Source organism: Devosia sp. GW821-FHT12F11, assembly GCF_058806655.1.
The window spans coordinates 163,857-187,138 of record NZ_JBXAPX010000010.1 but is presented as its reverse complement, the minus strand read 5'-3'; the positions used below and the strand labels follow the sequence as shown (position 1 = coordinate 187,138).

The 23,282-nt window shown below is 66.2% G+C and carries 16 protein-coding genes and 1 pseudogene; 8 read left to right on the top strand and 9 right to left on the bottom strand.

Annotation, left to right across the window (positions count from 1 at the left end; translation table 11 throughout):
- Positions 1 to 87: 87 nt before the first annotated feature.
- The 3 genes from atzF to AC1ROK_RS25875 all read right to left on the bottom strand — a co-directional run bounded on the left by atzF (position 88) and on the right by AC1ROK_RS25875 (position 3,688).
- Positions 88 to 1,803, bottom strand: coding sequence for an allophanate hydrolase (gene atzF, locus AC1ROK_RS25885; protein WP_492852325.1), 1,716 nt, complete (start codon positions 1,801 to 1,803; stop codon positions 88 to 90).
- Between the two features lie 278 nt (positions 1,804 to 2,081).
- On the bottom strand, positions 2,082 to 2,963 hold the full coding sequence (locus tag AC1ROK_RS25880) for an SMP-30/gluconolactonase/LRE family protein (protein WP_492852323.1): 882 nt from the start codon (positions 2,961 to 2,963) through the stop codon (positions 2,082 to 2,084).
- On the bottom strand, positions 2,960 to 3,688 hold the full coding sequence (locus tag AC1ROK_RS25875; RefSeq protein WP_492852321.1) for a FadR/GntR family transcriptional regulator: 729 nt from the start codon (positions 3,686 to 3,688) through the stop codon (positions 2,960 to 2,962). Before AC1ROK_RS25875 ends, AC1ROK_RS25880 begins: the two co-directional genes overlap by 4 nt.
- A 150-nt stretch (positions 3,689 to 3,838) precedes the next feature.
- Here AC1ROK_RS25875 and AC1ROK_RS25870 point away from each other — a divergent pair, with 150 nt between their 5' ends.
- Complete coding sequence (locus AC1ROK_RS25870) at positions 3,839 to 4,849, top strand: mannonate dehydratase (protein ID WP_492852319.1); 1,011 nt, start codon at positions 3,839 to 3,841, stop codon at positions 4,847 to 4,849.
- 286 nt (positions 4,850 to 5,135) lie between these two features.
- Here the strand turns inward: AC1ROK_RS25870 and kdgD are convergent, their stop codons facing one another.
- Entirely contained in the window at positions 5,136 to 6,041 is a 906-nt protein-coding gene (gene kdgD / locus AC1ROK_RS25865) for a 5-dehydro-4-deoxyglucarate dehydratase (protein WP_492852317.1), read from the bottom strand.
- Positions 6,042 to 6,258: 217 nt separating this feature from the next.
- On the opposite strand from kdgD, the gene AC1ROK_RS25860 reads away from it, so the two are divergent.
- From AC1ROK_RS25860 to AC1ROK_RS25840, 5 genes and pseudogenes are all read left to right on the top strand, one after another.
- Positions 6,259 to 8,169 (top strand): ABC transporter substrate-binding protein, encoded by a 1,911-nt coding sequence (locus AC1ROK_RS25860; protein WP_492852315.1) that lies wholly within the window; start codon positions 6,259 to 6,261, stop codon positions 8,167 to 8,169.
- 72 nt (positions 8,170 to 8,241) lie between these two features.
- Entirely contained in the window at positions 8,242 to 9,228 is a 987-nt protein-coding gene (locus AC1ROK_RS25855; RefSeq protein WP_492852313.1) for an ABC transporter permease, read from the top strand.
- A complete protein-coding gene (locus AC1ROK_RS25850; RefSeq protein WP_492852311.1) occupies positions 9,225 to 10,382 on the top strand; it encodes an ABC transporter permease in 1,158 nt (385 codons plus the stop codon). The genes AC1ROK_RS25855 and AC1ROK_RS25850 overlap by 4 nt, the downstream gene beginning before the upstream one ends.
- Positions 10,372 to 12,107: pseudogene (locus AC1ROK_RS25845) on the top strand (ABC transporter ATP-binding protein); the annotation flags it as partial. The gene AC1ROK_RS25850 and the pseudogene AC1ROK_RS25845, both read left to right, overlap by 11 nt.
- Complete coding sequence (locus AC1ROK_RS25840; protein WP_492852372.1) at positions 12,087 to 12,851, top strand: NAD-dependent epimerase/dehydratase family protein; 765 nt, start codon at positions 12,087 to 12,089, stop codon at positions 12,849 to 12,851. The pseudogene AC1ROK_RS25845 and the gene AC1ROK_RS25840, both read left to right, overlap by 21 nt.
- Before the next feature lie 142 nt (positions 12,852 to 12,993).
- On the opposite strand, the gene AC1ROK_RS25835 is transcribed toward AC1ROK_RS25840, so the two are convergent.
- The 5 genes from AC1ROK_RS25835 to AC1ROK_RS25815 all read right to left on the bottom strand — a co-directional run bounded on the left by AC1ROK_RS25835 (position 12,994) and on the right by AC1ROK_RS25815 (position 20,254).
- A complete protein-coding gene (locus AC1ROK_RS25835; RefSeq protein WP_492852309.1) occupies positions 12,994 to 14,289 on the bottom strand; it encodes an alpha/beta fold hydrolase in 1,296 nt (431 codons plus the stop codon).
- 178 nt (positions 14,290 to 14,467) lie between these two features.
- Entirely contained in the window at positions 14,468 to 15,421 is a 954-nt protein-coding gene (locus AC1ROK_RS25830) for an ABC transporter permease (RefSeq protein ID WP_492852307.1), read from the bottom strand.
- Complete coding sequence (locus AC1ROK_RS25825) at positions 15,418 to 16,341, bottom strand: ABC transporter permease (protein WP_492852305.1); 924 nt, start codon at positions 16,339 to 16,341, stop codon at positions 15,418 to 15,420. The genes AC1ROK_RS25830 and AC1ROK_RS25825 overlap by 4 nt, the downstream gene beginning before the upstream one ends.
- Positions 16,338 to 18,182, bottom strand: coding sequence for a dipeptide ABC transporter ATP-binding protein (locus AC1ROK_RS25820; protein ID WP_492852303.1), 1,845 nt, complete (start codon positions 18,180 to 18,182; stop codon positions 16,338 to 16,340). The genes AC1ROK_RS25825 and AC1ROK_RS25820 overlap by 4 nt, the downstream gene beginning before the upstream one ends.
- Before the next feature lie 314 nt (positions 18,183 to 18,496).
- Positions 18,497 to 20,254, bottom strand: coding sequence for an ABC transporter substrate-binding protein (locus tag AC1ROK_RS25815; protein ID WP_492852301.1), 1,758 nt, complete (start codon positions 20,252 to 20,254; stop codon positions 18,497 to 18,499).
- A gap of 205 nt (positions 20,255 to 20,459) precedes the next feature.
- Between AC1ROK_RS25815 and AC1ROK_RS25810 the strand changes: the two genes are divergently transcribed.
- Both AC1ROK_RS25810 and AC1ROK_RS25805 read left to right on the top strand, forming a co-directional pair.
- On the top strand, positions 20,460 to 21,374 hold the full coding sequence (locus AC1ROK_RS25810) for a dihydrodipicolinate synthase family protein (RefSeq protein WP_492852299.1): 915 nt from the start codon (positions 20,460 to 20,462) through the stop codon (positions 21,372 to 21,374).
- Between the two features lie 2 nt (positions 21,375 to 21,376).
- Entirely contained in the window at positions 21,377 to 23,146 is a 1,770-nt protein-coding gene (locus AC1ROK_RS25805; RefSeq protein WP_492852297.1) for a M24 family metallopeptidase, read from the top strand.
- The last annotated feature ends 136 nt before the right edge of the window (positions 23,147 to 23,282 follow it).

Genomic DNA, 23,282 nt, shown 5'->3' with positions numbered 1-23,282 from the left:
AGTGAGAGCGTCTCCCTCCCCCTTGCGGGGAGGGGACAGGGGTGGGGGTGCTCTTCCCGCACCGGTCTGTCGGTTGCCGGTAGGTCGCTAGCCCGTCACCTCGGCCGCCAGAAACCCCCGCCACCCGCCGAACTCCGAGATATCGCGGGCGCCCTTGACCGCCTCGGCTTCCACCACGAACCCCTTGGCGGTGGTGCCATCCGCCAGCCGAAGCGTGCCGATGCCCAAGGGCGCGGGGATTTTGGCGACGAACGCGCCGAAGCCGCCCGCGTCGAGCGACCAGATTTCGGTGGCGACGCCCGCGCCGGTGCCGTCGGCGACGCGCAGCAGGCCGGGCTTGGGCGGGGTGGTGCCGGGGAGGGCGAAGAGCCGGTAATCGGGCGTGGTGGTGGCCGTGCGCAGGAAGCTGCCGCCGAGGCTGGTCAGCTCGCCGTTGAGCGGCAGGCCGGAGAGGTGGGCGCCGACCACGGCGATCTCGATGCGCTCCGCTGTTGCCCGCAACGGAGCGTCCAGAGCCTCGCCCATGAGCGCCGCGCCGATGCCGGCGAGATAGCCGTCGCCGCCGGCGCGGCCGATCAGCGTCAGGCTGCCGCGCAAGCCGTCCGAGCGGGCGGCAGTCGGCACCGAGAGGGCGGCGAGATCGAGCAGGTTGACGAAGTTGGTGTAGCTGCCGAGGTTGGAGTTGAGGGTGATTGGGTCGGCCGTGAGCTCCGCCACGGCATAGGCGCGCGGCACGGTGGGCACCGCGAGGCAATCGAGCCGGGCGAGGAGCGGCGCCACGGCGCGCTTGAGATCCATCAGCTTGTAGGTCGCCTCGAAGGCCGAGACGGCAGTGAGGCCGCGGGCGCCTTCGATGATCTTGCGGGTCACCGGGTGGAACGAATCCGGGCTCGCCTCGAGCAGGCGCTTGGTCGCGGCATAGCGCTCAGCGACCCACGGCCCCTCATAGAGCAGCCGGGCCACGGCGTGCAGCGGCTCGAAATCCACCTCGATGATCTCGGCGCCGAGTGCCGCGAGGCGTTCGAGGTCAGCGGCATAGGAGGCCTCGGCCGCCGCGTCGCCGAAGAATTTCCGCTGCGCCGGTAGCGGCACGCCGACCCGCAGGCTTGGCGGCGCGGCGGAGAGGGCCGGCGCCGGCAACGGGCGCGAAAAGGCGTCGGCGGCATCATAGGCGGCGGCCACCGTGGTGACGCGGAAGGCGGTGGCGACGTCACGCGCGAACACCGAGATGGTGTCCAGCGTCCGGCAGGCCGGCACCATGCCGCTGGCCGAGAACAGGCCGAGCGTCGGCTTCAGCCCGACAATGCCGTTCATCCCGGCGGGGATGCGGCCCGAACCGGCGGTGTCGGTGCCCAGCGCGAAATCGACGATGCCGGCGGCCACCGCCACGGCGGAGCCGGAGCTCGAACCGCCGGGCACCAGGTCGGCGCGCTGCACATTGCGCGGCACGCCATAGGGCGAACGGACGCCGACAAGGCCGGTGGCGAACTGATCGAGGTTGGTCTTCCCCAGCACGATGGCGCCCGCCGCCTCAAGCCGCGCCACGACAAAGGCGGAAGCCTCGGGTGTATAGGCAAAGTCGGGGCAGGCGGCGGTGGTCGGGAGGCCAGCCGCGTCGATATTGTCCTTCACCGCAAAGATCAGCCCGTAGAGCGGCTTGCCGGCCGGGCCGGCGGCTTCGAGGGTTCTGGCTTCGGCCAGCAGCGTGGCTTCAGGCTTCAGGCTGATGAAGGTTGCGGGGTCGTCATAGGCGGCGAGGGCGGCAAGGGCCCGCTGGACGGCGGTGACGGGAGAAATCTGCAAGGCTCGGCCCCTCGATGATGGTCGAGGTGATTATGCACAGACTCACGTGCCGGCCCACAGTGATGTGTGCATTGAGGTGATGTATGCAGAAAAAATGTGCAGATGTGATCTGGATGCACGAAGTGATGCAGGTGGGCTTTCGTTCGATGATTGCCAAACACTCGGGTGTCATCCCTGCGAAAGCAGGGACCCAACTCGCATCCCACACCAGCCGATAGTTGGGTCCCAGCTTTCGCTGGGATGACACCGAGTTTGGGGTGGGTTTGGTGGTTAGCCCGTTAGTCCGCCAACCGAGTCACCGGCACGCCCCTGGTCCCGCTCGCGAAGCTCACCATCGCCCCACAGAGTGGCCATCTCGCCAGATCCTCGGCCGGCACCCCTGCGCTGAGGCTCGGGACATAGAGCGTGCTCAGCTCCGGGCCGCCGAAGCAGGGCATGGTGGGGCGGAGGTTGGGGAGGGTGACCCAACTCAAGAGCTTGCCCTCAGGCGAGAAGCAGTTGAGCCGGCTGGCCGAGGCGCCGCCGGACCAGTAATTGCCATCGATATCGCAGGCGCCGCCGTCGGGGCGGCCGGTGGCTTCATCGAGCTCGAGCCAGCGGCGGCGGTTGCTTGCCGTGCCGCTAACCGGATCGAAATCGTAGATATCGACCCAGATGCCACGCGAATCCGAGTGGTACATGCGGGTGCCTGCGCCATCCCAGGCGAGGCCGTTGGAAATCCGAAACCCCTCGGTGATCACGCTGACCCCGCCGTCGGGAGCGACGCGATAGAGCACGCCGGCGGGGTTGGCTTCGCCGCTCGCATCCATCGAGCCGACCCAGAAGGCGCCATCGGGCCCGACCTTGCCGTCGTTGAGCCGCATCTCGGGTTTCTTGTGCGTCACCGCGGCAAGCGGCTGCCGGCTGCCATCGCGCGGGTCGAACAGGATCACCGTGCTCTTGAGCGCCACGACCAGTCTGTCGGACCGGCAGATCCCCAGTGCGCCGACCGGTTCGCCGAATTCCCAACGCTGGCGCACGCCGGTGGCCGGGTCGATGCGGTGGATGGTGCCGGGGGTGATGTCGACCCAGTAGAGCAGGCCGGCGCGTTCGTCCCAGACCGGGCTCTCGCCGATATCGCAGCGGTCGGCGGCGACGGTGGTGATCTCGGGCGCGCTCACTGTTCGGTATCCCCGTGCGCGAGGCTCCATTCGCGATAGCGGCGGCGGCCGCCTTCGAGGTGCTGGCGCATGGCGACGCGGGCCTCGTCGGGCTTGCGATCGCTGATGGCATCGAAGATGCGCTGGTGCTCGGTGCGGATGACGTCGAGGAACTCCGACTTGCTCTTGTCATCGGAGAAGCTGGCGCCCAGGGCGCGCCGCGGGATCAGCCGCTCGCCCATCTCGTCGACGAACAGGCGGAAGCGCTTGTTGTTGGTGGCGTCGGCAATGGCGCGGTGGAAGGCGCGGTCGGCATCGGTGGCGAGCGTGTTGTCGCTGAGGTGGCGGTTGAACTGGGTCATCGCCTGCTCCATGCGGAGGAGGTTGGTTTCGGTCCGGCGCTCGGCCGCCAGCCCCGCCGCTTCGACCTCGACGCTGATGCGGAACTCGAGGAAATCCAGCACGTCGCCGATCTCTTCAGGCGCCGCCATCAGCATGGACAGGCCGCCGGCGGGCAGGGGAGGCTTGCTGACATAGACGCCGCTGCCGCGCAGCGAGCGCAGCCGGCCCTCGGCCTTGAGGCTGGCAATCGCCTCGCGCACCACGGTGCGGCTCACCGAAAACTGCTCGCACAGCCGATCGGCGGGCGGCAGCTTGTCGCCGGGGTTGAGCGCGTTGGTTTCGATCAGCCGCAACAGGTCGAGCTTGACCCGGTCGGTGAGGTGGATGGCGGGGCTGGAAGACATCAGGATTTCGGGGCCTGTCGGCTGGGGTTCTGAGGCGCATTCATAGGCGGGGCAAGCGAGTAGCGGAAGAGGCGCAGCGCATTGCCCCCGTTGCCGATGCGGAGAAACTATCATACTACTTTGAAGAAGTCATATTTTTGGAGGGAATGAATGTACGTAGGCACGCAGCTCGGCGGCGATCAGTTCGCCAAAGTGGGCGACCGCTACCTCAGGCAGCTGGCGCAACTGGGGGTGAAGCATGTGTGCATCGACCCGGTCGGCGACCCCTGGCAATGGGATCGCGATATCCTGATGCGTCACGCCGAGCATGTTTCGAAGTTCGGTCTGGTGCTCGACATGGTGCAACTGCCGCTGCCCTCGTCCGGTATCGAACGCAAGCACCAGTCACCGGGCATCGTGCTCGGCAAGCCGGGCGAGCGTGACCGCGAGATCGACGGCATCTGCCGCATCATCGAGGCGCTGGCCGAGGCGGGGATCGGTGCGGCGAAATACAACTTCAACGTGCTGGGCATTCCGCGCACCGAATCCGAGACCGGTCGCGGCGGGCAGAAGCTCTCGACCTGGCGCGCCGACCAGGCGACGGATGGCGACACGCTGACCATTGCCGGCAAAGTCTCGTCGGAGGAGTTCTGGGGGCGTATCGAGTATTTCCTCGAGCGCGTCGTGCCGGTCGCCACCGCCAACAAGGTGCGGCTCGCTTGCCACCCGCACGACCCGATGACGCCGCCGGGCTATCGCGGCTTCGAGAGCCGCGTACTGTCGAGCGTCGAAGGGCTGATGCGCTTCGTCCAGACCGCCGAGAGCCCCTATCATGGGCTCAATTTCTGCCAGGGCACGGTGGCCGAAGGGATGGAAGATCCGCGCTCCGAAATCGGCGAGGTGATCCGCTGGTTCGGCAGCCGCAAGAAGATCTTCAACGTGCACTTCCGCAACATCAAGGGCGGCCGCTACTCGTTCACCGAGGAGTTCCCCGACAATGGCGACATGGACATGCCGGCGGCGCTGAAGATCTACCACGAGGTCGGCTATGACGGCATGATCATGCCCGACCACGTGCCGCATATCGATGCCGACAACTCGATGGAAACGGCGTTCGCCTTCTGCTTCGGGTACATTATTGCGCTGTTCCAGGCCAATGGCTGGGATCCGTACGGGGCGTAAGGGGCGTTGACTGGTTTGAGGTGACGCAGGCTGCTCTGTCCCTTCTCCCCTCAGGGGAGAAGGTGGCGCGAAGCGCCGGATGAGGGGTGAAGCGGTGCAATACGCGCTCACTGAGAAGCTGAACCCCTCACCCTAGTTCCGCTACGGACCGTCGGTCCTAGCTCCACTTGCCCTCTCCCCTCAGGGGAGAGGGGACGCTGGCGGGTAATGGCCTGCCGGTGTCCTATCCAAAAACAAAGGCCCGGATCTGGCGACCCGGGCCTTTCGCCGTGACGGGGGAGAGCCGTCAGGCGTTGGCGGCGATCAGATCCGCCAGCACCTGGCGTTCGCTGGCGTCGAGCTCGGTGAGCGGGGTGCGCACCTTGCCGGCTGAGCGGCCGACGAGCTCGGCGCCGGCCTTGATCATCGACACGGCGTAGCCGCGCTTGCGGTCTCGCAGCTCGATCAGCGGCAGGTAAAAGCTCTTCATCAGCCCGTCGACCACCGCTGTGTCGCGCTGCCGTACGGCGTTGTAAAAGCGCAAAGCCAGCTCGGGCACGAAGTTGAAGACGGCCGAGGAATAGGTGGTGACGCCCATCTCGAGATAGGGCTGGGCGAACACTTCGGCGGTCGGCAGGCCGCCGATATGGACGACGCGATCGCCGAGCCGGTGCGCGACGCGCTGCATCAGCTGCAGGTCGCCGATGCCATCCTTGTAACCGATGAAATTCGGGCAGGCCTCGGCTAGTTTTTCGAGCCCGGCCGGCGACAGCCGGGTGTTGTCGCGGGCGTAGTAGATGACGCCCAGCCCGACCGCATCGCAGATCGCCTGCATATGGGCGATGACGCCCTGTTCCTCGGCGAACATCAGGTAATGCGGCAGCACCAGGATGCCGGCGGCGCCGGCCTTCTCGGCGCGTTTCGCCAGATCTACCGCCATGCGGGTGCCATAGCCCACGCCGGCCAGCACCGGCACGTCGGCGGCGCTGTTCTCGACCGCGGTGCGGATCACCGCGTCATACTCATCATAGCCGATGGAGAAGAACTCGCCCGTGCCGCCCGCCGCGAACAACCCGGCCGCGCCATAGGACGAGAGCCATTGCAGGCGCCTGGCGTAGGAGGCGGCGTCGAACTCGCCGTCGGCGCCGAAATCGGTCACCGGGAAGGACAAGAGCCCGGAACCGATCTTCGATTTGATCTCGTCAAAAGTCACCAGGCGTCTCCCAGGGCAGAAATTAGTACTATTTCTTGGTGCTAGCACCGGCAAATCCCTGCTGTCAACGCAAACGAAAGCCGCACCAAGCACGACTCTCGGCAAAGTAGTATGATTTATTGTTTGACAGCGCGTTTGCAGTCATACCACATTGCCCCGCCGACGCCGAAGGGGAACGCTCCCGGCGTCCGGATGCAATTTTCGAGGGGAGGGTGAATTGAAGCATTTCCTGATGCCTGCATTGGCCGGGGTATCGATGCTGGCCTTGGCCGGCGCCGCACTGGCCGTCGATTACAAACAGGCGCCGGTGCTCGACGCGGCTGTCGCTGACGGCAGCTTGCCGCCGGTGGCCGAGCGCGTCGGCGCCGCACCGCGCGTCATCACGCCGGTCAGCGAAGTCGGCCAGTATGGCGGCACGTTCCGCGGCGGCATGGTGGGCGGCAATGACCGCAACATGCTGTTCACCTACTTCGGCTACGAGCCGCTGCTCGCCTGGGATGCCGAATGGACCGGCGAGATCCAGCCCAATATCGCCAGCGCCTACAGCGTCAGCGAGGACAGCAAGTCCTTCACCTTCACGCTGCGCGAGGGGATGAAGTGGTCGGACGGCACGCCGTTCACCGCCGATGATGTGGCGTTCTTCGTTCAGGACGTGCTGCCCGACGACAAGCTGTTCCCGACCAAGCCGGGCTGGCTGACCGTCGAGGGCGAGCTGCCGACCATTGCCGTCGCCTCGCCCACCGAGTTCACCCTGTCGTGGAGCAAGCCGAACGGACTGTTCATCCTCAATGCGGCGAGCGTCTACGGCGTGCAGCTGACACTGCTGAGCAAGGCCTATTGCAGCCAGTTCCTGCCCAAGTACAACCCGGACGCCGATGCCAAGGCCAAGGCAGCCGGCGTCGCCGACTGGTCCGAGCAGATGGTCAACATGTGCGGCGTCGGCATCGAGAACATCCAGCGCTGGCGTAACCCGGACCGCCCGACCATCGAGGCCTGGCGCATCACCGAGCCCTACGTGGCGGGCGCCACCCGCGTGGCGCTCGAGCGCAACCCGTACTACTGGAAGGTCGATACTGCAGGGAACCAGCTGCCCTATATCGACGGGCTCAGCATGTCGGTGAATGCCGAGGCGCAGACCCTGCTGCTCAGCGTGCTCGCCGGCGAGATCGACTACGAAGTCCGCCACACCGCCAACACCACTAACCTGCCGGTGCTGTCGGAAGGCCAGGAGGCCGGCAATTTCCGCATCAGCCCGCGCGAGTCGCGGGTTGGCAACTCGCTCGCCATCTCGGTGAACCTCAACTCGCATGATGCGGTGAAGGCGCCGATCTTCTCGAACAAGGATTTCCGCATCGCGCTGTCCCATGCGCTCGACCGCCAGGCGATCATCGATACGGTCTATCTGGGGCAGGGCACGCCGCGCCAGGTGGCGCCGCTCGAGGGCACGCCGTTCTACAACGAGAAGCTGGCGACCCAGTATCTCGAGTACAATGCCGACGAAGCCAACCGGCTGCTCGACGCGATCGGGCTCGACAAGCGCGGCAGCAACGGCTTGCGGCTCGCGCCCGACGGCAGCCCGCTGGTGGTCAACGTCGCCGCGGTAACGGCGCTGGGCAACACCGCCGATGTCGCCGAGCTGCTGGTGCAGTACTGGCAGGCAGTGGGCGTCGATGCGCGCTTCACGGCGATGGATCGCACCCGCTTCTATGAGGAAAAGACCGCCAGCCAGCACGATATCGTGGTGTGGGGCGCCACCTCGGGCGGCATCGACGTCTATATCGATCCGCGCGACTACTTCCCGTTCTCGACGGAGTCGAACTTCGCTGTCGACTGGTCCAAGTTCTACATCAAGGACGGCGGGGTCGAGCCGCCCGACTATGTCAAGCAACAGTGGGCGCTGTACGACCAGATCAAGGGCACGTCCAATGCCGACGAGCAGGCCAAGCTCTTGAGCCAGCTGCTCGATATCAGCGCCGAGCAGTTCTACCAGATCGGCATCGGTACCGCGATCCAGGGCTTCGCGGTGGTGTCGAACAAGCTGGGCAACGTGCCCGACGATACCCCGACCGGCTGGATCCATCCCGATCCGGGTACGCTGAACACCGAGCAGTTCTACTTCAAGCAGTAGTCCTCCCCAGAGCATCTCAAGGTTCGATCCGGCGGCACCGCCCGCCGGATCGTCCAACCCACGGGCCGGTTCATGCTCCTCTACATTCTCAAGCGAATAGCCGGCATGATCCCGGCGATGGTGGCGATCTCCATCCTGGCGTTCACCGTCATCCAGTTGCCACCGGGCGACTATGTCTCGACCTATGCGGCACAGATCGCGCAGGCCGGGGAGACGGTCGACAGCGCCATGCTCAACAGCCTGCGCGAGCGCTACGGGCTGGGTGAGAATGTCGTGGTGCAATACTTCAAGTGGATCGGCGGCATCGTCACCCGCGGCGATTTCGGCGACAGCTTCGAGTGGAACCAGCCGGTCACCGAGCTGATCTGGGGCCGCATGGGGATGACGGCGCTGATCTCGGTGCTGACGCTCATACTGATGTGGGCGTTTTCGCTGCCGATCGGCATCTACTCGGCGGTGCGGCAATATTCGATCGCCGACTATGTGGCCACCGCCTTTGCCTTTCTCGCCATGGCGACGCCGAATTTCCTGCTCGCCATCGTGCTGCTCTATGCCTCGACCATGTGGTTCGGCGTGTCGGTGGGCGGGCTGTTCTCGCCGGCCTTCGAGAATGCACCGTTGTCGCTGGCCAAGGTGTGGGATTTCATCACCCACGCCTGGATCCCGATCTTCGTGCTCGGCACCGCCGGCACGGCCTCGCTGATCCGGGTGATGCGCGCTAACCTCCTCGACGAGCTGCACAAGCCCTATGTCGAGGCGGCGCGGTCCAAGGGGCTGCCCGAAGGGCGGCTGATCCTCACCTATCCGGTGCGGGTGGCGCTGAACCCGTTCATTTCCACCGTCGGCTGGGTGCTGCCGGCGCTGATTTCGGGCGAGCTGGTGGTCTCCACCGTCTTGAACCTCCCCACCGCCGGGCCGCTGCTGCTGCAGGCGCTGAAAAGCCAGGACATGTATCTGGCTGGCGCCTTCATCCTGCTGAGTGGCGGGCTGGTGCTGATCGGCACGCTGGTCTCGGACATCCTGCTCGCCATTTCCGACCCCAGGATCCGGCTGTCATGAGCGCCCCCACCGAAGCCACCGACATCGAAGCGGGCCTGCTCGACCAGCAGCTCACCGCCGGGCGCCTGCAGGCCGCCGGGCAGTGGATGCTGTTCTGGCACAAGTTCAAGAAGCACAAGCTCGCCGTGCTGTCGCTGATGATCGTCGGGCTGATCTATTTCGTGGCGCTGTTTGCGGAGTTCCTGGCGCCGCAGGATCCGGCGAAGTTCGATCCGCGCTTCACCTACGTGCCGCCGCAGGCCATCGGCTGGTTCGTCGACGACGGCGCCGGTGGCTCGCGCTTCCAGCCGCATGTTACCGGCTTCGACATCAAGGTCGACGCCAAGAGCTTCCGGCGCATCTTCACCCCCAAGCCGAGCGAGATCATCCCGATCGGGCTGTTCGTCAAAGGCCAGAGCTACAAGATGTGGGGGCTGTTCGATGCCGATATCCACCTGATCGGGCCGCTCGAAAAGAACAAGCCGTTCTTCCTCGCCGGCGGCGACCGGCTGGGGCGGGACCTCCTCAGTCGCACCATCCACGGCACCCGGATTTCGATGTCGATCGGGCTGGTCGGGGTCACCCTGTCGCTGATCATCGGCATGATCCTGGGCGGGATTTCCGGCTATCGCGGTGGTCTCGTCGATCGGGTGATCCAGCGGGTCATCGAGTTCATCCGCTCGGTGCCCACCATTCCGCTATGGCTCGGCCTCGCCGCCGCCATGCCGAAGGACTGGCCGCCGCTGCAGGTGTATTTCTCGATCCTCGTCATCCTGTCGCTGATCGGCTGGACCGAGATCGCCCGCGTGGTGCGCGGGCGCTTCCTCAGCCTGAGGAGCGAGGATTTCGTCATCGCGGCGCGGCTCGACGGAGTGAGCGAGTTCCGGCTGATCATGCGCCACATGATGCCGAGCCTTTATTCGCACATCATCGCCGCGGTGACCCTCGCCATCCCGCACATGATCCTCGCCGAAACCGCGCTCAGCTTCCTCGGCCTCGGGCTGCAGCCGCCGATCGTCAGCTGGGGCGTGCTGCTGCAGGATACGCAGAACCTTCGCGCTATCACCCAGGCGCCCTGGCTGTTCGTCCCCGGCATCTGCGTGGTGGTGGCGGTGCTGTCGCTCAACTTCCTTGGAGACGGCGTCCGCGACGCTGCTGATCCCTATGCCAAATAACACCGTGCCCAACACCAAACCGGTCCTCACCGTCAAGAACCTCGCCGTCGAGTTCCCGGTGCACAAGTCGGTGGTGCATGCGGTGCGCGGCGTCAGCTTCACCCTGTCGCGCGGCGAGACGCTCTGCCTCGTCGGCGAAAGCGGCTCGGGCAAGAGCGTCACCGCCCGCGCCATCCTGCAGCTGGTCGCCTCGCCCGGGCGGATCACGGCGGGAGAAATCCTCCTCGATACCGGCAGCGGCGAGCTCGATATCGTCAAGCTCGGGGCGCTCGGGCGCGGTATCCGCGAAGTGCGCGGACGGCGCATCGCGATGATCTTCCAGGAGCCGATGTCGAGCCTGTCGCCGGTGCACACCATCGGCCACCAGATCGTCGAGACCATCCTGCTGCACGAAAGGATCAGCAAGGAGGAAGCGCGGAAGCGGGCCGCGGCCTTGCTCGACCGGGTGCGCATCCCCAACCCCGAGGCGGCGCTCGACCGCTACTCGTTCGAGTTCTCGGGCGGCATGCGGCAGCGCGCCATGATCGCCATGGCGCTCTCCTGCAACCCGGAAATCCTGATCGCCGACGAGCCGACCACGGCGCTCGATGTCACCACCCAGGCCGAGATCCTGTCGCTGCTGCGTGAGCTGCAGCGCGATCGCGGCATGGCCGTGCTGTTCATTACCCACGACATGGGCGTGGTGGCGCAGATCGCCGACCGCGTCATGGTGATGTTCAAGGGCGAAGTGGTCGAAGAGGCCAATGTGTTCGACCTGTTCGAGCGGCCGCAGCAGCCCTACACCAAGGCACTGCTCGGCTCGGTGCTGAAGCTTGAAACGCCGGCGCCGCGGCCGCCACGCCCGGCCGAGGAATCGCCGATCGCCGAGATCAGCGACCTGTCGCTGCACTTCCCGCTCAATGTCGGCATGCTGGGCAAACCGACCGCCTATCTCAAGGCGATCGACGGGGTCAGCCTCACCATCAACAAGGGCGAAACCGTCGGGGTGGTGGGCGAGAGCGGCTCGGGCAAGACTACGCTGGGCCGTACGCTCTTGCGCATCTACACGCCGACCGGCGGGCAGGTGAATTATTGGCGCGGCGACGGCGTGGAAGTCGACATCGCGCGGCTATCGAAGCGCGAGATGAAATCGCTCTACAGCGAAGTGCGCATGGTGTTCCAGGATCCGCATTCCTCGCTCAACCCGCGGATGACCGTCTACCAGATCATCTCGGAGCCGCTCCGCACCAACACGACGATGAGCGAGCGCGAGATGCGCGATCGGGTGGCGGAGCTCTTGATGCGCGTCGGGCTGCCGGCCGATGGCGGCGAGCGCTACCCCCATGCCTTTTCCGGCGGGCAGCGGCAGCGCATCTCGATCGCCCGCGCCATCGCGCTCAGGCCGCGGCTGATCATCGCCGATGAGCCGACCTCGGCGCTTGACGTGTCGCTGCGCCACCAGGTGCTCGACCTGATGCGCGGGCTGCAGGACGAGTATGGCCTCTCCTACCTGTTCATCAGCCACGACATCTCGGTGATCCGCTATTTCTGCGACCGCGTCGCGGTGATGAAGAACGGCAAAATCGTCGAGATCGGCGACGTGCAGCAGATTTGCGAGCGGCCCGAGCATCCCTATACTCAGACCCTGATCCGCGCCGTCCCCCGTCCCGATCCGCGCCTGCGGCTTTCGGCCCCCGCCTGAGGAAGATCATGCCGCAAATCCTGTTGACGGGCGCCGCCGGCAGGCTCGGCACCCACTTCCGGTCGAGATTTGCCGAAGCGGGGAGGGCGGTACTGGCGACCGACATTGCAGCTCCGGCCGACGGTGGGGCGGTGGTGCTCGCCGACCTCGCCGACCGCGCGGCGATCGACGACCTGATGCGGCAGGATATCTCGGCCGTGGTGCACCTGGGCGGTATGGCCAACGAGAAGCCGTGGCAGGCGATCCTCGATGCCAATATCGCCGGCACCTACAATATCTTCGAAAGTGCCCGCAAAGCCGGGGTGAAGCGAGTGATCTACGCCTCGTCCTACCATGTGCTGGGCATGCACCAGGTCGCCGATGCGCCGCTAGACCGGCATGCCGAAGTGCGGCCGGATTCGCTTTATGCGGTGAGCAAGCTGTTCGGCGAAAACCTCAGCCGGCTCTACTATGACAAGTTCGGCATCGGCTGCCTCAACATCCGGATCTGCGCCGCCAACAACCCGGGCTCGCAGCGTGACATCAAGATCTGGTGCGACCGCGATGACCTGTTTCGCCTGGTGCTCGCCGGGCTCGACGCACCGGAACTGGGCTACCACACGGTGTTCGGCATCTCCGACAATGCGGGCGCCTGGTATGTGAACGGGCCCGACCAGACGCTGGGTTGGACGCCGGAGCATGGCTCAGGCGAGCTGCCGGTGCCGGCGGGCGGCTGGCCGGCGCCGGACCCTGAGGTGGCGGTACTGCAGGGCGGCGGCTTTGCGGTGCGCGGGCATTTTGAGGACTGAGGTCTGAGCCGAACTTGCAGTCGTCGCTTCCCTCCCCCTTGAGGGGAGGGATCGAGGGAGGGGGTGGTGCGGTGATCACCGATGGACTCCCACCCCCAACCCCTCCCCTCAAGGGGGAGGGGAGCAGATCGCGGCTCGCCGCCTAACCCCTCACCGGTCCGCCCGCTTCCTTGACCATCTCCACCAGGCGCTTGAACACGTTGCCGCTCTGGCGGATGCCGTCGTGTTCGTATTCGTTGGTGACCCAGTGCTGGAGGTTGCCGACCGCGGCGGCGGTTTCGAGGGAGAGGCCGGCATCGACATAGAGATCGTCGTAATAGACCACGGCGCTCACCGGCACCCGGTTAGCGGCGAGGCGCTCGGGATCATAGAGCTCCGAGTAGCTCTGGCGCGCCGCCAGGGTTTCGACGCCGGCCTTGAACGGGCGGAGCGAGCGGATCTCCTCGAACATCCACGGGAACATCATCTCGCCGGTGAACAGCAGCGGGCGGGCGGCGGGGGCGAACTCGGGGTGATCGGCGCGGACCCGCTCGGCGGCCCAGTTGGTGGCGCCGGCGCCGTGGCCGTAAATGCTCTCCTGCAGCGCCGCGAACAGCGGCCCGCTGTCATAGCTGGTGAGGCTCATGACGCTGAACAGGAAGTGGTCGGACAGCCGGCCCGGCGCGGAGAACGCCTCGTCGATCAGCCAGTGGACGTTCTCGTGCCCGGGCGCCATGCCGAGATCAATGCCGATGGTCTGCAGCCGCTTGACGGTGAGTTGGTCGCCATCGGGCAGGCGGACGTCATTGCCGACGATGAAATCGGCAATGGCGGCGACGCGGGCGACGTCATCGGGATAGCGCTTGTAGTATAGCCGGCTCTTGCCTGCCGCGCGCGGATAGGTGCGGCGGTAGACCTCGTCGGCATTGGGCGCGAGGCTCGCGAGGCCGCCGGCGACGTAGCAGGCGGCGAGCGCTTCGGGGTAACGCGACAAATAGGTGAGGGTGAGGAAACCACCATAGCTCTGGCCGAGCGATTCCCAGCGTTTGCCGGGAAACAGGGTTTTGCGGGCGTGCTCGAAATCGTCAACGATCGAGTCGGCACGGAAATGGCTGAGATAGTCGGCGGCGGCGTCGCCCGTGGCGAAGCCCGCCATGGTGGCGGCTTCGATGCGGGTGGAGCGGCCGGTGCCGCGCTGGTCGGGGAGGATGACGCGATGCGTCTTCAGCGCCTCGGCCAGCCAGGACGGGCTGCCCTTGGTCGGCCGCGGCGACTTGCCGCCCGGACCGCCCTGCAGGAACACCAATAGCGGCAGGTCGTCATGGCGCTTGGTCGGATCGACCACCTCGCGCAGGAACAGCTCGATGGCTTGGCCCGCGGGCTTCTGCCAATCGAGCGGCACCGGCAGCAGGTGGTCGCGGATCAGCATGCCGGGGATGGTGTATTCGGCGACGGGCATTGAACGAACCTCTCTAGAGCTTTTCACTGATGAGCCGAACCACCCGCGATGTCATCCCTGTGAAGCAGGAACCCATCTCGCAGCCCGTGCCAGCGGATAGTTGGGTCCCTGCTTTCGCAGGGATGACACCCGGTGGGGGGCAGGACCGAGCCAAACCGCGGGGCCAGTGCGAAATGCATCACCGCACGCGCGGATCCAGCAGCACATAGGCGATGTCGACGATGATGTTGGCGACGACGATGAACAGGCCGCCGAGCAGCACCACGCCGATGATGATCGGCCGGTCCTGGTTGGCCACTGCCTGCACCGCGAGGGCGCCGACGCCTTGCAGGCCATAGACCTGTTCGATGACGATGGCGCCGCCGAGCAAGAGTGCGATATCGGCGCCGAGCTGGGTGGCGAGCGGGGTGAGGGTGGCGCGCATGCCGTGCTTCCACACGACCTTCCGCTCACTGAGCCCCTTGGCGCGGGCGGTGCGGATGTAATCCTCGCCCATCACTTCGAGCATCTGGCCGCGGGTGAGCCGCGCATAGACCGCGGCGGTGGTGAGCGCCAGCGTGGTCCAGGGCAGGATCAGGTGCCAGGCCCAGATCGCCGGGTTGGGCAGGAACGGTTTGAAGCCGCCGGCCGGGAACAGCATGAAGCCCGATTGCCGGGGCAGGAAATAGAACAGGTAGAGCGACATCATGCCGAGCACGAAAGTCGGGAAGCTGAGGCCGATGAGGATGAAGCCCTGGCCCAACCGGTCGCGCACCCCGCCGGGATGGCGCGCCGACATGATGCCGATGGGGATGCCGACGGCGAGCCAGACCAGCACACCGCCCACCACCAGCGACAGGGTGGCGGGCAGGCGGTTGAAGATCAGCTTCGCGACGGGCTGCTGGTTGCGATAGGAAAAGCCGAGGTCGCCGGTCACCGCCTTGCCGAGAAAGCTCAGATATTGCTCGTGGATCGGCCGGTCGAGGCCGAGATTGTTGCGGATCTGGATCAGCTGCGTCTCGGTCGCCTTGTCGCCCGCCACCATGCGGGCCGGATCACCCGGGGCGACGAAGAACAGGAAGAACACGAACATGCTGAGGGTGAGCAGGATCAGCGCGCCGAACAGCACGCGGCCAAAGAGATAGCGGATCATTTGGCTTTCCTCCGCAGTGGCCGGCCACGCGGATCGAGCGCATCGCGCAGGCCATCGCCGAGGATGTTGAAGGCGAGCGTGGTGAACAGCAGCGCCAGACCGGGGATCAGCACCAGCCACGACGCGACGAGGTAGAGCGAGTTGCCGGCGGCATCGGCCAGCATGCCGCCCCAGCTCGGGGCCGGCGGCACGATGCCCATGCCGAGAAAGCTCAGCGTCGCCTCGAAGACGATCGAGCCCGGGATCATCATGGTGGTGTAGACGATGATCGGCACGCTGAGGTTGGGCAGGATGTCGATGAACATGATCGACAGCGGCCCGGCGCCGAGCGAGCGGCTGGCTTCGACGAATTCCTGCCGGCGCAGCGACATCACCTGGCCGCGGATGACGCGGCCCATGGTGGTCCAGCTGAAGAAGACGATGACGCCGATCGAAAGCGACAGGCTGGGGCCGAACACCGAGACCAGCGCCAAAGCGCAGAGCAGGAACGGCACGCTCATCACCAGGTCCATGGCGCGGCTCAAGACGGTGTCGACCCAGCCGCCGAAATAGCCGGCGACCATGCCGACGGTGATGCCGATCAGTGCCGCAACCACCGCGGCGAGCACGCCCACGGTGAGCGAGACCTGCGCGCCATAGGCGAGGCGGACGAGGACATCGCGGCCGAGATGATCGGTGCCGAACAGGAATTCGGCATTGGGCGCCACCGGCAGGCCCATCTCGGAAAGGCCGGTATCGCGATATTGCTCAATGGCGGAGTGGCCGGTGAAGGCCGAGATCCACGGGGCCGAGAGGGCGAAGATCACCACCAGCACGATGAAGACCAGCGCCGCGATGATGGCCGGGTCGCGCCCGAGCCGGCGCAGCGTCAGCGCCAGCGAGCCGCGCTGCACGACGGGGATGGCAGCCTGGGTGCTCATGCGGCCTCCGGAACATGCGAGCTCACCAGCGTGCGGCCGGCGGCGGCGTGGCGGGGCGGGGTGGTGACCGAGGCGGCGAGCAGCGTCTGCGTGTAGGGGTGCTGCGGGGCGCGATAGAGCGTTTCGGCATCGGCGAGCTCGACGATCTGGCCGGCCTGCATCACCGCGATGCGGTCGCAGACATGCCGGACCACGGCGAGATCGTGCGAAATGAACAGGTAAGTGAGATCGAGATCGCGCTGCAGCGAACGCATCAGGTTCAGCACCTGCGCCTGGATCGAGACATCGAGGGCCGAGACCGGTTCGTCATAGATGATCAGGGAGGGGTTGAGCGCCAAAGCGCGGGCGATGCCGATGCGCTGGCGCTGGCCGCCGGAGAATTCCGAGGGGAAGCGGTTGTAGTGCTCGGGGTTGAGGCCGACGAGCTCCATCAGCCGCTGCACTTCGCGCTTCCGCTTAGCGCCACTGGCGAGGCCGTGGATGCGATAGGGATCGCCGATGATGGCGCCGACGCGGCGGCGGGGGTTGAGCGCGCCGAAGGGGTTCTGGAATACCAGTTGCACCTCGCGCCGCATTGCCTGCCAGGCGCGGCCATCAAGGCTGCCGAGATCGCGGCCGAGCAGCGAAACCTTGCCATGGGTCATCGGGATCAGCCCGGCGAGGACGCGGGCGAAGGTGGATTTGCCGCAGCCGCTTTCGCCGACAAGGCCGAGGGTTTCGCCGCGGTGCAGCTCGAGATCGATGCCCTTCAGCACCTCGAAGCCGGCGCCGGGGTTGAACAGGCTGCCCGCGCCATAGGTCAGGCGGACGCCCTCGGCCTTGACGACGATCTCGTCGGCGGCCGGGGCTTTTGCGGTGGCAGCGACGCTGGCAGCGGCGTCGGCGGGGGGGCCTTCGAGCCAGCAGAGCGACTGCAAGCCATCGCTGAAGACGCGGAGTGGCGGCGCTTCTGTAGTGCAGCGGGGCAGGGCGCTGGCGCAGCGCGGCGCGAACACGCATCCCCTGGGGGTTTCGAGCAGGCTGGGCGGGCGGCCGGGGATCGGCACCAGCTCGGCGCCCGCCTCGTAATTGGCGGGCGAGGAGGCGAGCAGCCCGGCCGTATAGGGGTGGGCCGGGGCGGCGAAGAGCGGGGCGCTCGGTCCCAGTTCCATGCGGCGGCCGGCATACATCACCATCACGTGGTCGGCGATGCTGGAGAGCAGCCCGAGATCGTGGGTGATCATCACCACGGTGGTGCCGCGCTCGCGCCGCATCTCGTCGAGCAGCGTGACGATCTGCGCCTGCACCGTGACATCGAGGGCAGTGGTGGGTTCGTCCGCGATGACCAGCGGCGGGTTGAGGACCAGCGCCATGGCGATCATCACGCGTTGGCGCATGCCGCCGGAAAACTGATGCGGGAAACTGTCGAAGCGGCGATCGGCCTCGGTGATGCCGACGCGGGCGAGGAGGTCGACGGCGCGGCGGCGCGCCACCGATTTTTCCACCTTCTCGTGGGCGTGGATCATCTCGGTGATCTGGCTGCCGACGGTGTAATAGGGGTGCAGGCTCGACATCGGATCCTGGAAGATCATGCCGATGCGCGAGCCACGGATGGCCTGCAATTCGGCGGACTTCAGGCCCAGGAGATTGCGGCCCTCGAACAGCACTTCGCCGGTGACTGTGGCATTGGGCAAGAGGCCGAGGATGGCCTGGGTCAAGACGCTCTTGCCCGATCCGGACTCGCCGGCGATGCCGAACAGTTCGCCGGCTTCGAGCGCGAAGGAGACGTCGCGCACCGCGTGGATCACGCCGTCTTCAGTGGGGATATCGACGCTCAGATGCCGCGCTTCGAGAACTGCCACGCAACCACTCCAGACTGGGCACCGGCGCGTCGCGAACGCTGGTGCAGTATTCGATTGGGCTGAACCGGCTGCACGGTTGACTCGGCCCTTGACCTACCCACCGGCTGTCATCCCTGCGAAAGCAGGGACCCATTTCTCCGCTCGCGCGGGCTGCGAGTTGGATCCCAGCTTTCGCTGGGATGACAGCCGGTGGTGGGGTGATCACGGTAGGTCCACTCGACCACGAGCCCGAAAGATACCGCTTGTGATCGCCGAAATCGCACTTCCCCTCACCGCGAGGAGAGGGGAAGTGTGGGCGTTCAACCAGCCCCAGCCTATTGCTGCAGCCAGACATTGGTCCAGTCGCCCTGGACGCCGATCGAGTAGGGCTGGAAGTTCTGCACTGCCGCGCCGTGGTAGAGCACGATCAGGTTGGCGATCAGCGGCACCACCGGCGCATCGGCCATCACCAGCTCGTCGACCTGGGCCCAGAGCGCGCCGACTTCCTCGGGCGTCGTGGCGTTGATCGCCTGCTGGGCCAGTTCGTTGGCCTTGTCGTTGTTGTAGTCGGTGTAGTTGTAGGTTTGGTGCGTGCCGTCATAGCTGAACTGCGGCTGGAACACCGAGCGCGCGGAGCCGCCGGCCCAATCCGGAGTCCAGCCGACCGGCGCGATATCCCAGGTGCCTTCCTGGGTGTTCACCGGGTTGGTCATGAACTTCGAGTAGTAGTCTGCGGGAGCCACCGGGGTCAGCTCGAGGGTGATGCCGGCCTTGGCCATCGAGGCCTGGATGGTCTGCGCCACCGCCGGCTCGTTGCCCTTGTTGCGGAACGGCATTTTCAGCGTGATGCCGTCGGGGAAGCCGGCCTCGGCAAGCAGCGCCTTGGCCTTTTCCGGGTCGCCCTTGGCCTCGGGGGACGGGTAGAGGTCGAACTCGTGATAGCCGAGCACGCCGAGGCCGAAAATGCCGTTGACGGGCTTGGCGATCGACGGCCCGCCCATCTGCTGGACAATGGCGGCCTTGTCGACGGCGTAGTTCAGCGCCTGGCGGACCTTCAGGTCCTTGAGCGCGCCATTGTTGTTGCCTGAGACGGTGTTGATGAAGATGAAGTTGGTGTTGCCCGACGACACCGTCATCAGCTTTTCGTCGCCCTGGGCAGTCAGCATCTGCAGGATCGCCGGCGGGATGGTGACGTCATAGGTCATGTCGCCGTCGCCCGATTGCAGCTGCTGCATGATGGCGTCGACGGTGAGGCCGAAGGTGATGTCGATCTGGTCGACATAGGCCTTGCGCAGCGGATCGCTGTCGGCGGTCCAGGCCGGGTTGCGCACCAGCTGCAGTGAGGAATCCGGGGTGTAGGCGCCCGGAGTGTAGGGGCCGCTGGCAATGAAATTGCTGCGGTAATCCGGACCATCCGGCATGTAGTCGAGCACTTCGATCGGCGCCGGGGCGGAGGTGGCGAGCGACAGCATGTAGATGAAGTCGCCGGCGCGCTGCGTCAGCTTGATCACCACGGTCTCATCGTCCGGCGTCTCGATGCCGGTGATGTCGTTGCCCTCGATATAGGCCTTCATCGCCTCGACGGTCGGCTCGACCTTGGAAAAGCCGTCGCAGAACTCGGCCATGCCGGCGACGAGGCTTGAGTAATAGGTCAGCGCCGCCGAGCCGAGCGCCGGGTTGCACATGCGCTTGAAGCCGCGCTCGAGGTCGGCCGAGGTGATCTGGCGCGCGCCCGAGGGGGCGTTCCACTGGGCGCCCTGGCGGATCTTGAAGGTGTAGGTGAGCCCGTCATCGGTCGGCTGCGGCACTTCGGTCGCGAGGTCGCCCTTGGGGGTGATGCGCACCGTTTCGTCGGTCGAAGCCTCGTAGGAGATAAGCTGGCGCGATACGGCGCGCAGGAAATTGTTGGTGGTGACCAAAGCCGCGGAGGTCGGGTCGAAATGGTCGAGATCCTCGGTGCCAAGGATGCGCAACGTGCCGCCGGGCTGGGCGTCCTGCGCCAGGCTTGGCAGGGTCGACAGAGCGGTCGCGACGAGGCCGGCGAGCGCCAGCCGCGGCAGCAGTTTCCGGCGTTTCGGTGTGGTATGCGCCATGGGTTCCCTCCTGATGTGGATGAGCGGCTGCAGAGGGCAGCCGCTCCCGTACCAGCGATAGTCGACAGCCTGTACGCAGCTTGTCAATAGGAATGTCGACAACTTGCCGACAGTCGCTTTTCATCTTATGAGACTGGCAAAGCCGGACGCCGCGCTGCGTCCCGAACGACGAGTGCGGCCGTTGCCCGCGAGACAGGACAAGACGATGCAAAAGAGCGATTTCCGTGGCGTGTTCCCGGCAATCACCACCAAGATGACGGCTGACCAGGAGGTCGATCTGAGCGCGGTGCGCGCGGATGTCGCCTACCAGATCGAATCCGGCGTCGACGGCGTCATCGTCTGTGGTTCGCTCGGTGAGGCCTCGAGCCTGACGCGCGAGGAAAAGCTCGCCATCGCCAAGGCGGCGATCGAAGAAGCAGCGGGCCGCAGGCCCATCCTTCTCACCATCGCCGAGGATTCGACCCGGGCCGGCGCTTCGCTCGCCGCCGAAGCCGAGAAACTCGGCATCGAGGGGCTGATGGTGCTGCCGGCGATGCGCTATCTCGCCGACGATCGCGAAGTGGTGGCGCATTACCGGGCCATCGCCGCCGCCTCGGGCCTGCCGATCATCATCTATAACAACCCGATCGCCTACGGCATCAACGTCACCGAGGCGATGCTGAAGGAAATGGCGGACGAGCCGAAATTCGTCGCCATCAAGGAATCGACCGGCGATACCCGCCGCATCAACGAGACGCTGCGGGCGCTCGGCGATCGCTATCAGCTGCTGACCGGCGTCGATGACCTGGCGCTCGAAAGCCTGATCCTCGGCTGTTCGGGCTGGATCGCCGGGCTGGTGGTGGCTTTCCCGCGGGAAACTGTGGCCATCTACAAGCTGGCGGCACAGGGGCGGATCCCCGAGGCGATGGAGATCTACCGCTGGTTCCTGCCGCTGCTCAGCATGGATATCGGGCCTAAGTTCGTACAGAACATCAAGCTGGTCGAGGCCATTGTCCGCGGCACCTCGCCGGTGACCCGGGCGCCGCGGCTGCCGCTGGTCGGTGCCGAGGAAGCACGAGTCCGTGCCATCACCGAGGCCGGGCTGAAGAGCCGGCCGGATCTCTCCAAGTACGGCTTCTGACCATGACCAGACTTCAGGCGCTTCGGGCCCATCTCGGGGCTCTTGGCATCGACGGGGTAATCGTGCCGCGTTTCGATGCCCATCAGGGCGAATATTGCGCGCCGCATGACGAGCGGTTGCGCTATCTCACCGGCTTCACCGGTTCGGCCGGCATCGCGCTGGTGACATCAGGTGAGGCGGTGATCTTCGTCGATGGCCGCTACCAGGTGCAGGTGCGCCAGGAAGTCGATCTCGAGGCGTTCGAGATCTCGCATTTTTTTGACTTTCCGCTGGAGCGCTGGCTCGGCGAAAAGCTGCCGCGCAACCGGAAGATCGGCTTCAACCCGATGCTGATTCCGTCCGACCTGCATCAGCGGCTCGCGGCAGCGATGCAGCAGGCAGGCGGCGAGCTGGTGCCGCTCGAGGCCGATCCTGTCGACGCGATCTGGCCGGATCAGCCCGAGCCGCCGACCGGGCGGATCAGCAGTTTCGCCAATGCCGGCGAGACGGCCTTGTCGAAGCGCCGCCGCATCGGGGCGCGGCTGGCCGAGCTCGGGGCGGATTTCCTGGTCGAGACGCAGCCGGACAATATCGCCTGGCTGCTCAATGTGCGGGGCAGCGATGTCAAATACACGCCACTGCCGCAGTCCTTCCTGTTGCTCGACAAGAGCGGGGACACCGAGTGGTTCGTCGATGAGCGCAAGCTCCCCAACGATCGGGAGGCCTATGAGCTCGAAGCGGTGACGACGCGTTCGCCGGCCGACCTGCTCGCCGGCATCGCGGCGCGCTCGGGTGGCAAGCGGGCGCTGGTCGATCCGCGTTTCGCCTCGGTGGCGACGGCGCTGGCGGTGACCGGGGCAGGGGGCACGGTGCTCTCGGAGACGAGCCCGATCACCATCGCCAAGGCGATCAAGAACACGACAGAGCTCGACGGCTTCCGCTCGTCACATGTGAGCGACGGCGTAGCGCTCACCGAGTTCCTGAGCTGGCTCGCCGCCAATGTCGCGGCCCGCGAGGCGGCCGGCAAGCCGATCACCGAACTCGAAGCCGAGGACAAGCTGCTGGAGTTCCGCTCCCGGGGCGAGGGCTTCGTCGAGCCGAGCTTCCGCTCGATCTCGGCCGCGGCGGCGAACGCCGCGATGTGCCACTACGCCTCGAGCGAAGCGACCAATGCGCCGCTCAGCACCAAAGGCGTCTACCTGATCGATTCCGGTGGGCAGTATCTCACCGGCACCACCGATGTCACCCGCACCACCGCCTTCGCTCCGGTGTCAAACGAGGTGCGCCGCACCTATACCGCCGTGCTCAAAGGCTTCGTGGCGCTGATGACGGCGCAGTTCCCGGTGACGGCGCGCGGCCACCACCTCGATGCACTGGCGCGACGGCCGCTGTGGGATCTCGGGCTCGACTACGACCACGGCACCGGGCACGGGGTGGGGCACTTCCTTTCGGTGCACGAACACCCGCAGCGCTTCGGCAAGGTGGTGAACAATTATGAGTTCGCCCCCGGCGTGATCATGACCATCGAGCCCGGCTATTACCGCGAAGGCGAGTTCGGGCTCAGGGTCGAGAACCAGGTGGAGACGGTCGGCGCGGCACCGGGGTTCCTGCGTTTCGAGACGCTGACGCTGGCGCCGATCGACCTGTCACTGGCGGATCTCAGTGCGCTGACCCGCGAGGAGGTGGCCTGGCTCGACGGCTATCATGCGCGGGTGCGTGAGGCGCTTTCGAACAAGCTGTCGCCATCGGCGCAGGCCTGGCTCGAGCGCATGACGGCGGCGATCGCTCTGTAGTTCTCGGACGCTGCTCCCCCCTGGAGGACGCAGTAGCGCCGCGGGGGGAGGGGAGCAGCAGGCATAGCCGGAAGCAGCCGTTGCAATCCCCCGTGGAACCGGCTTTCTAGCGCCGATAAGGCTGAATGCAGGAGAA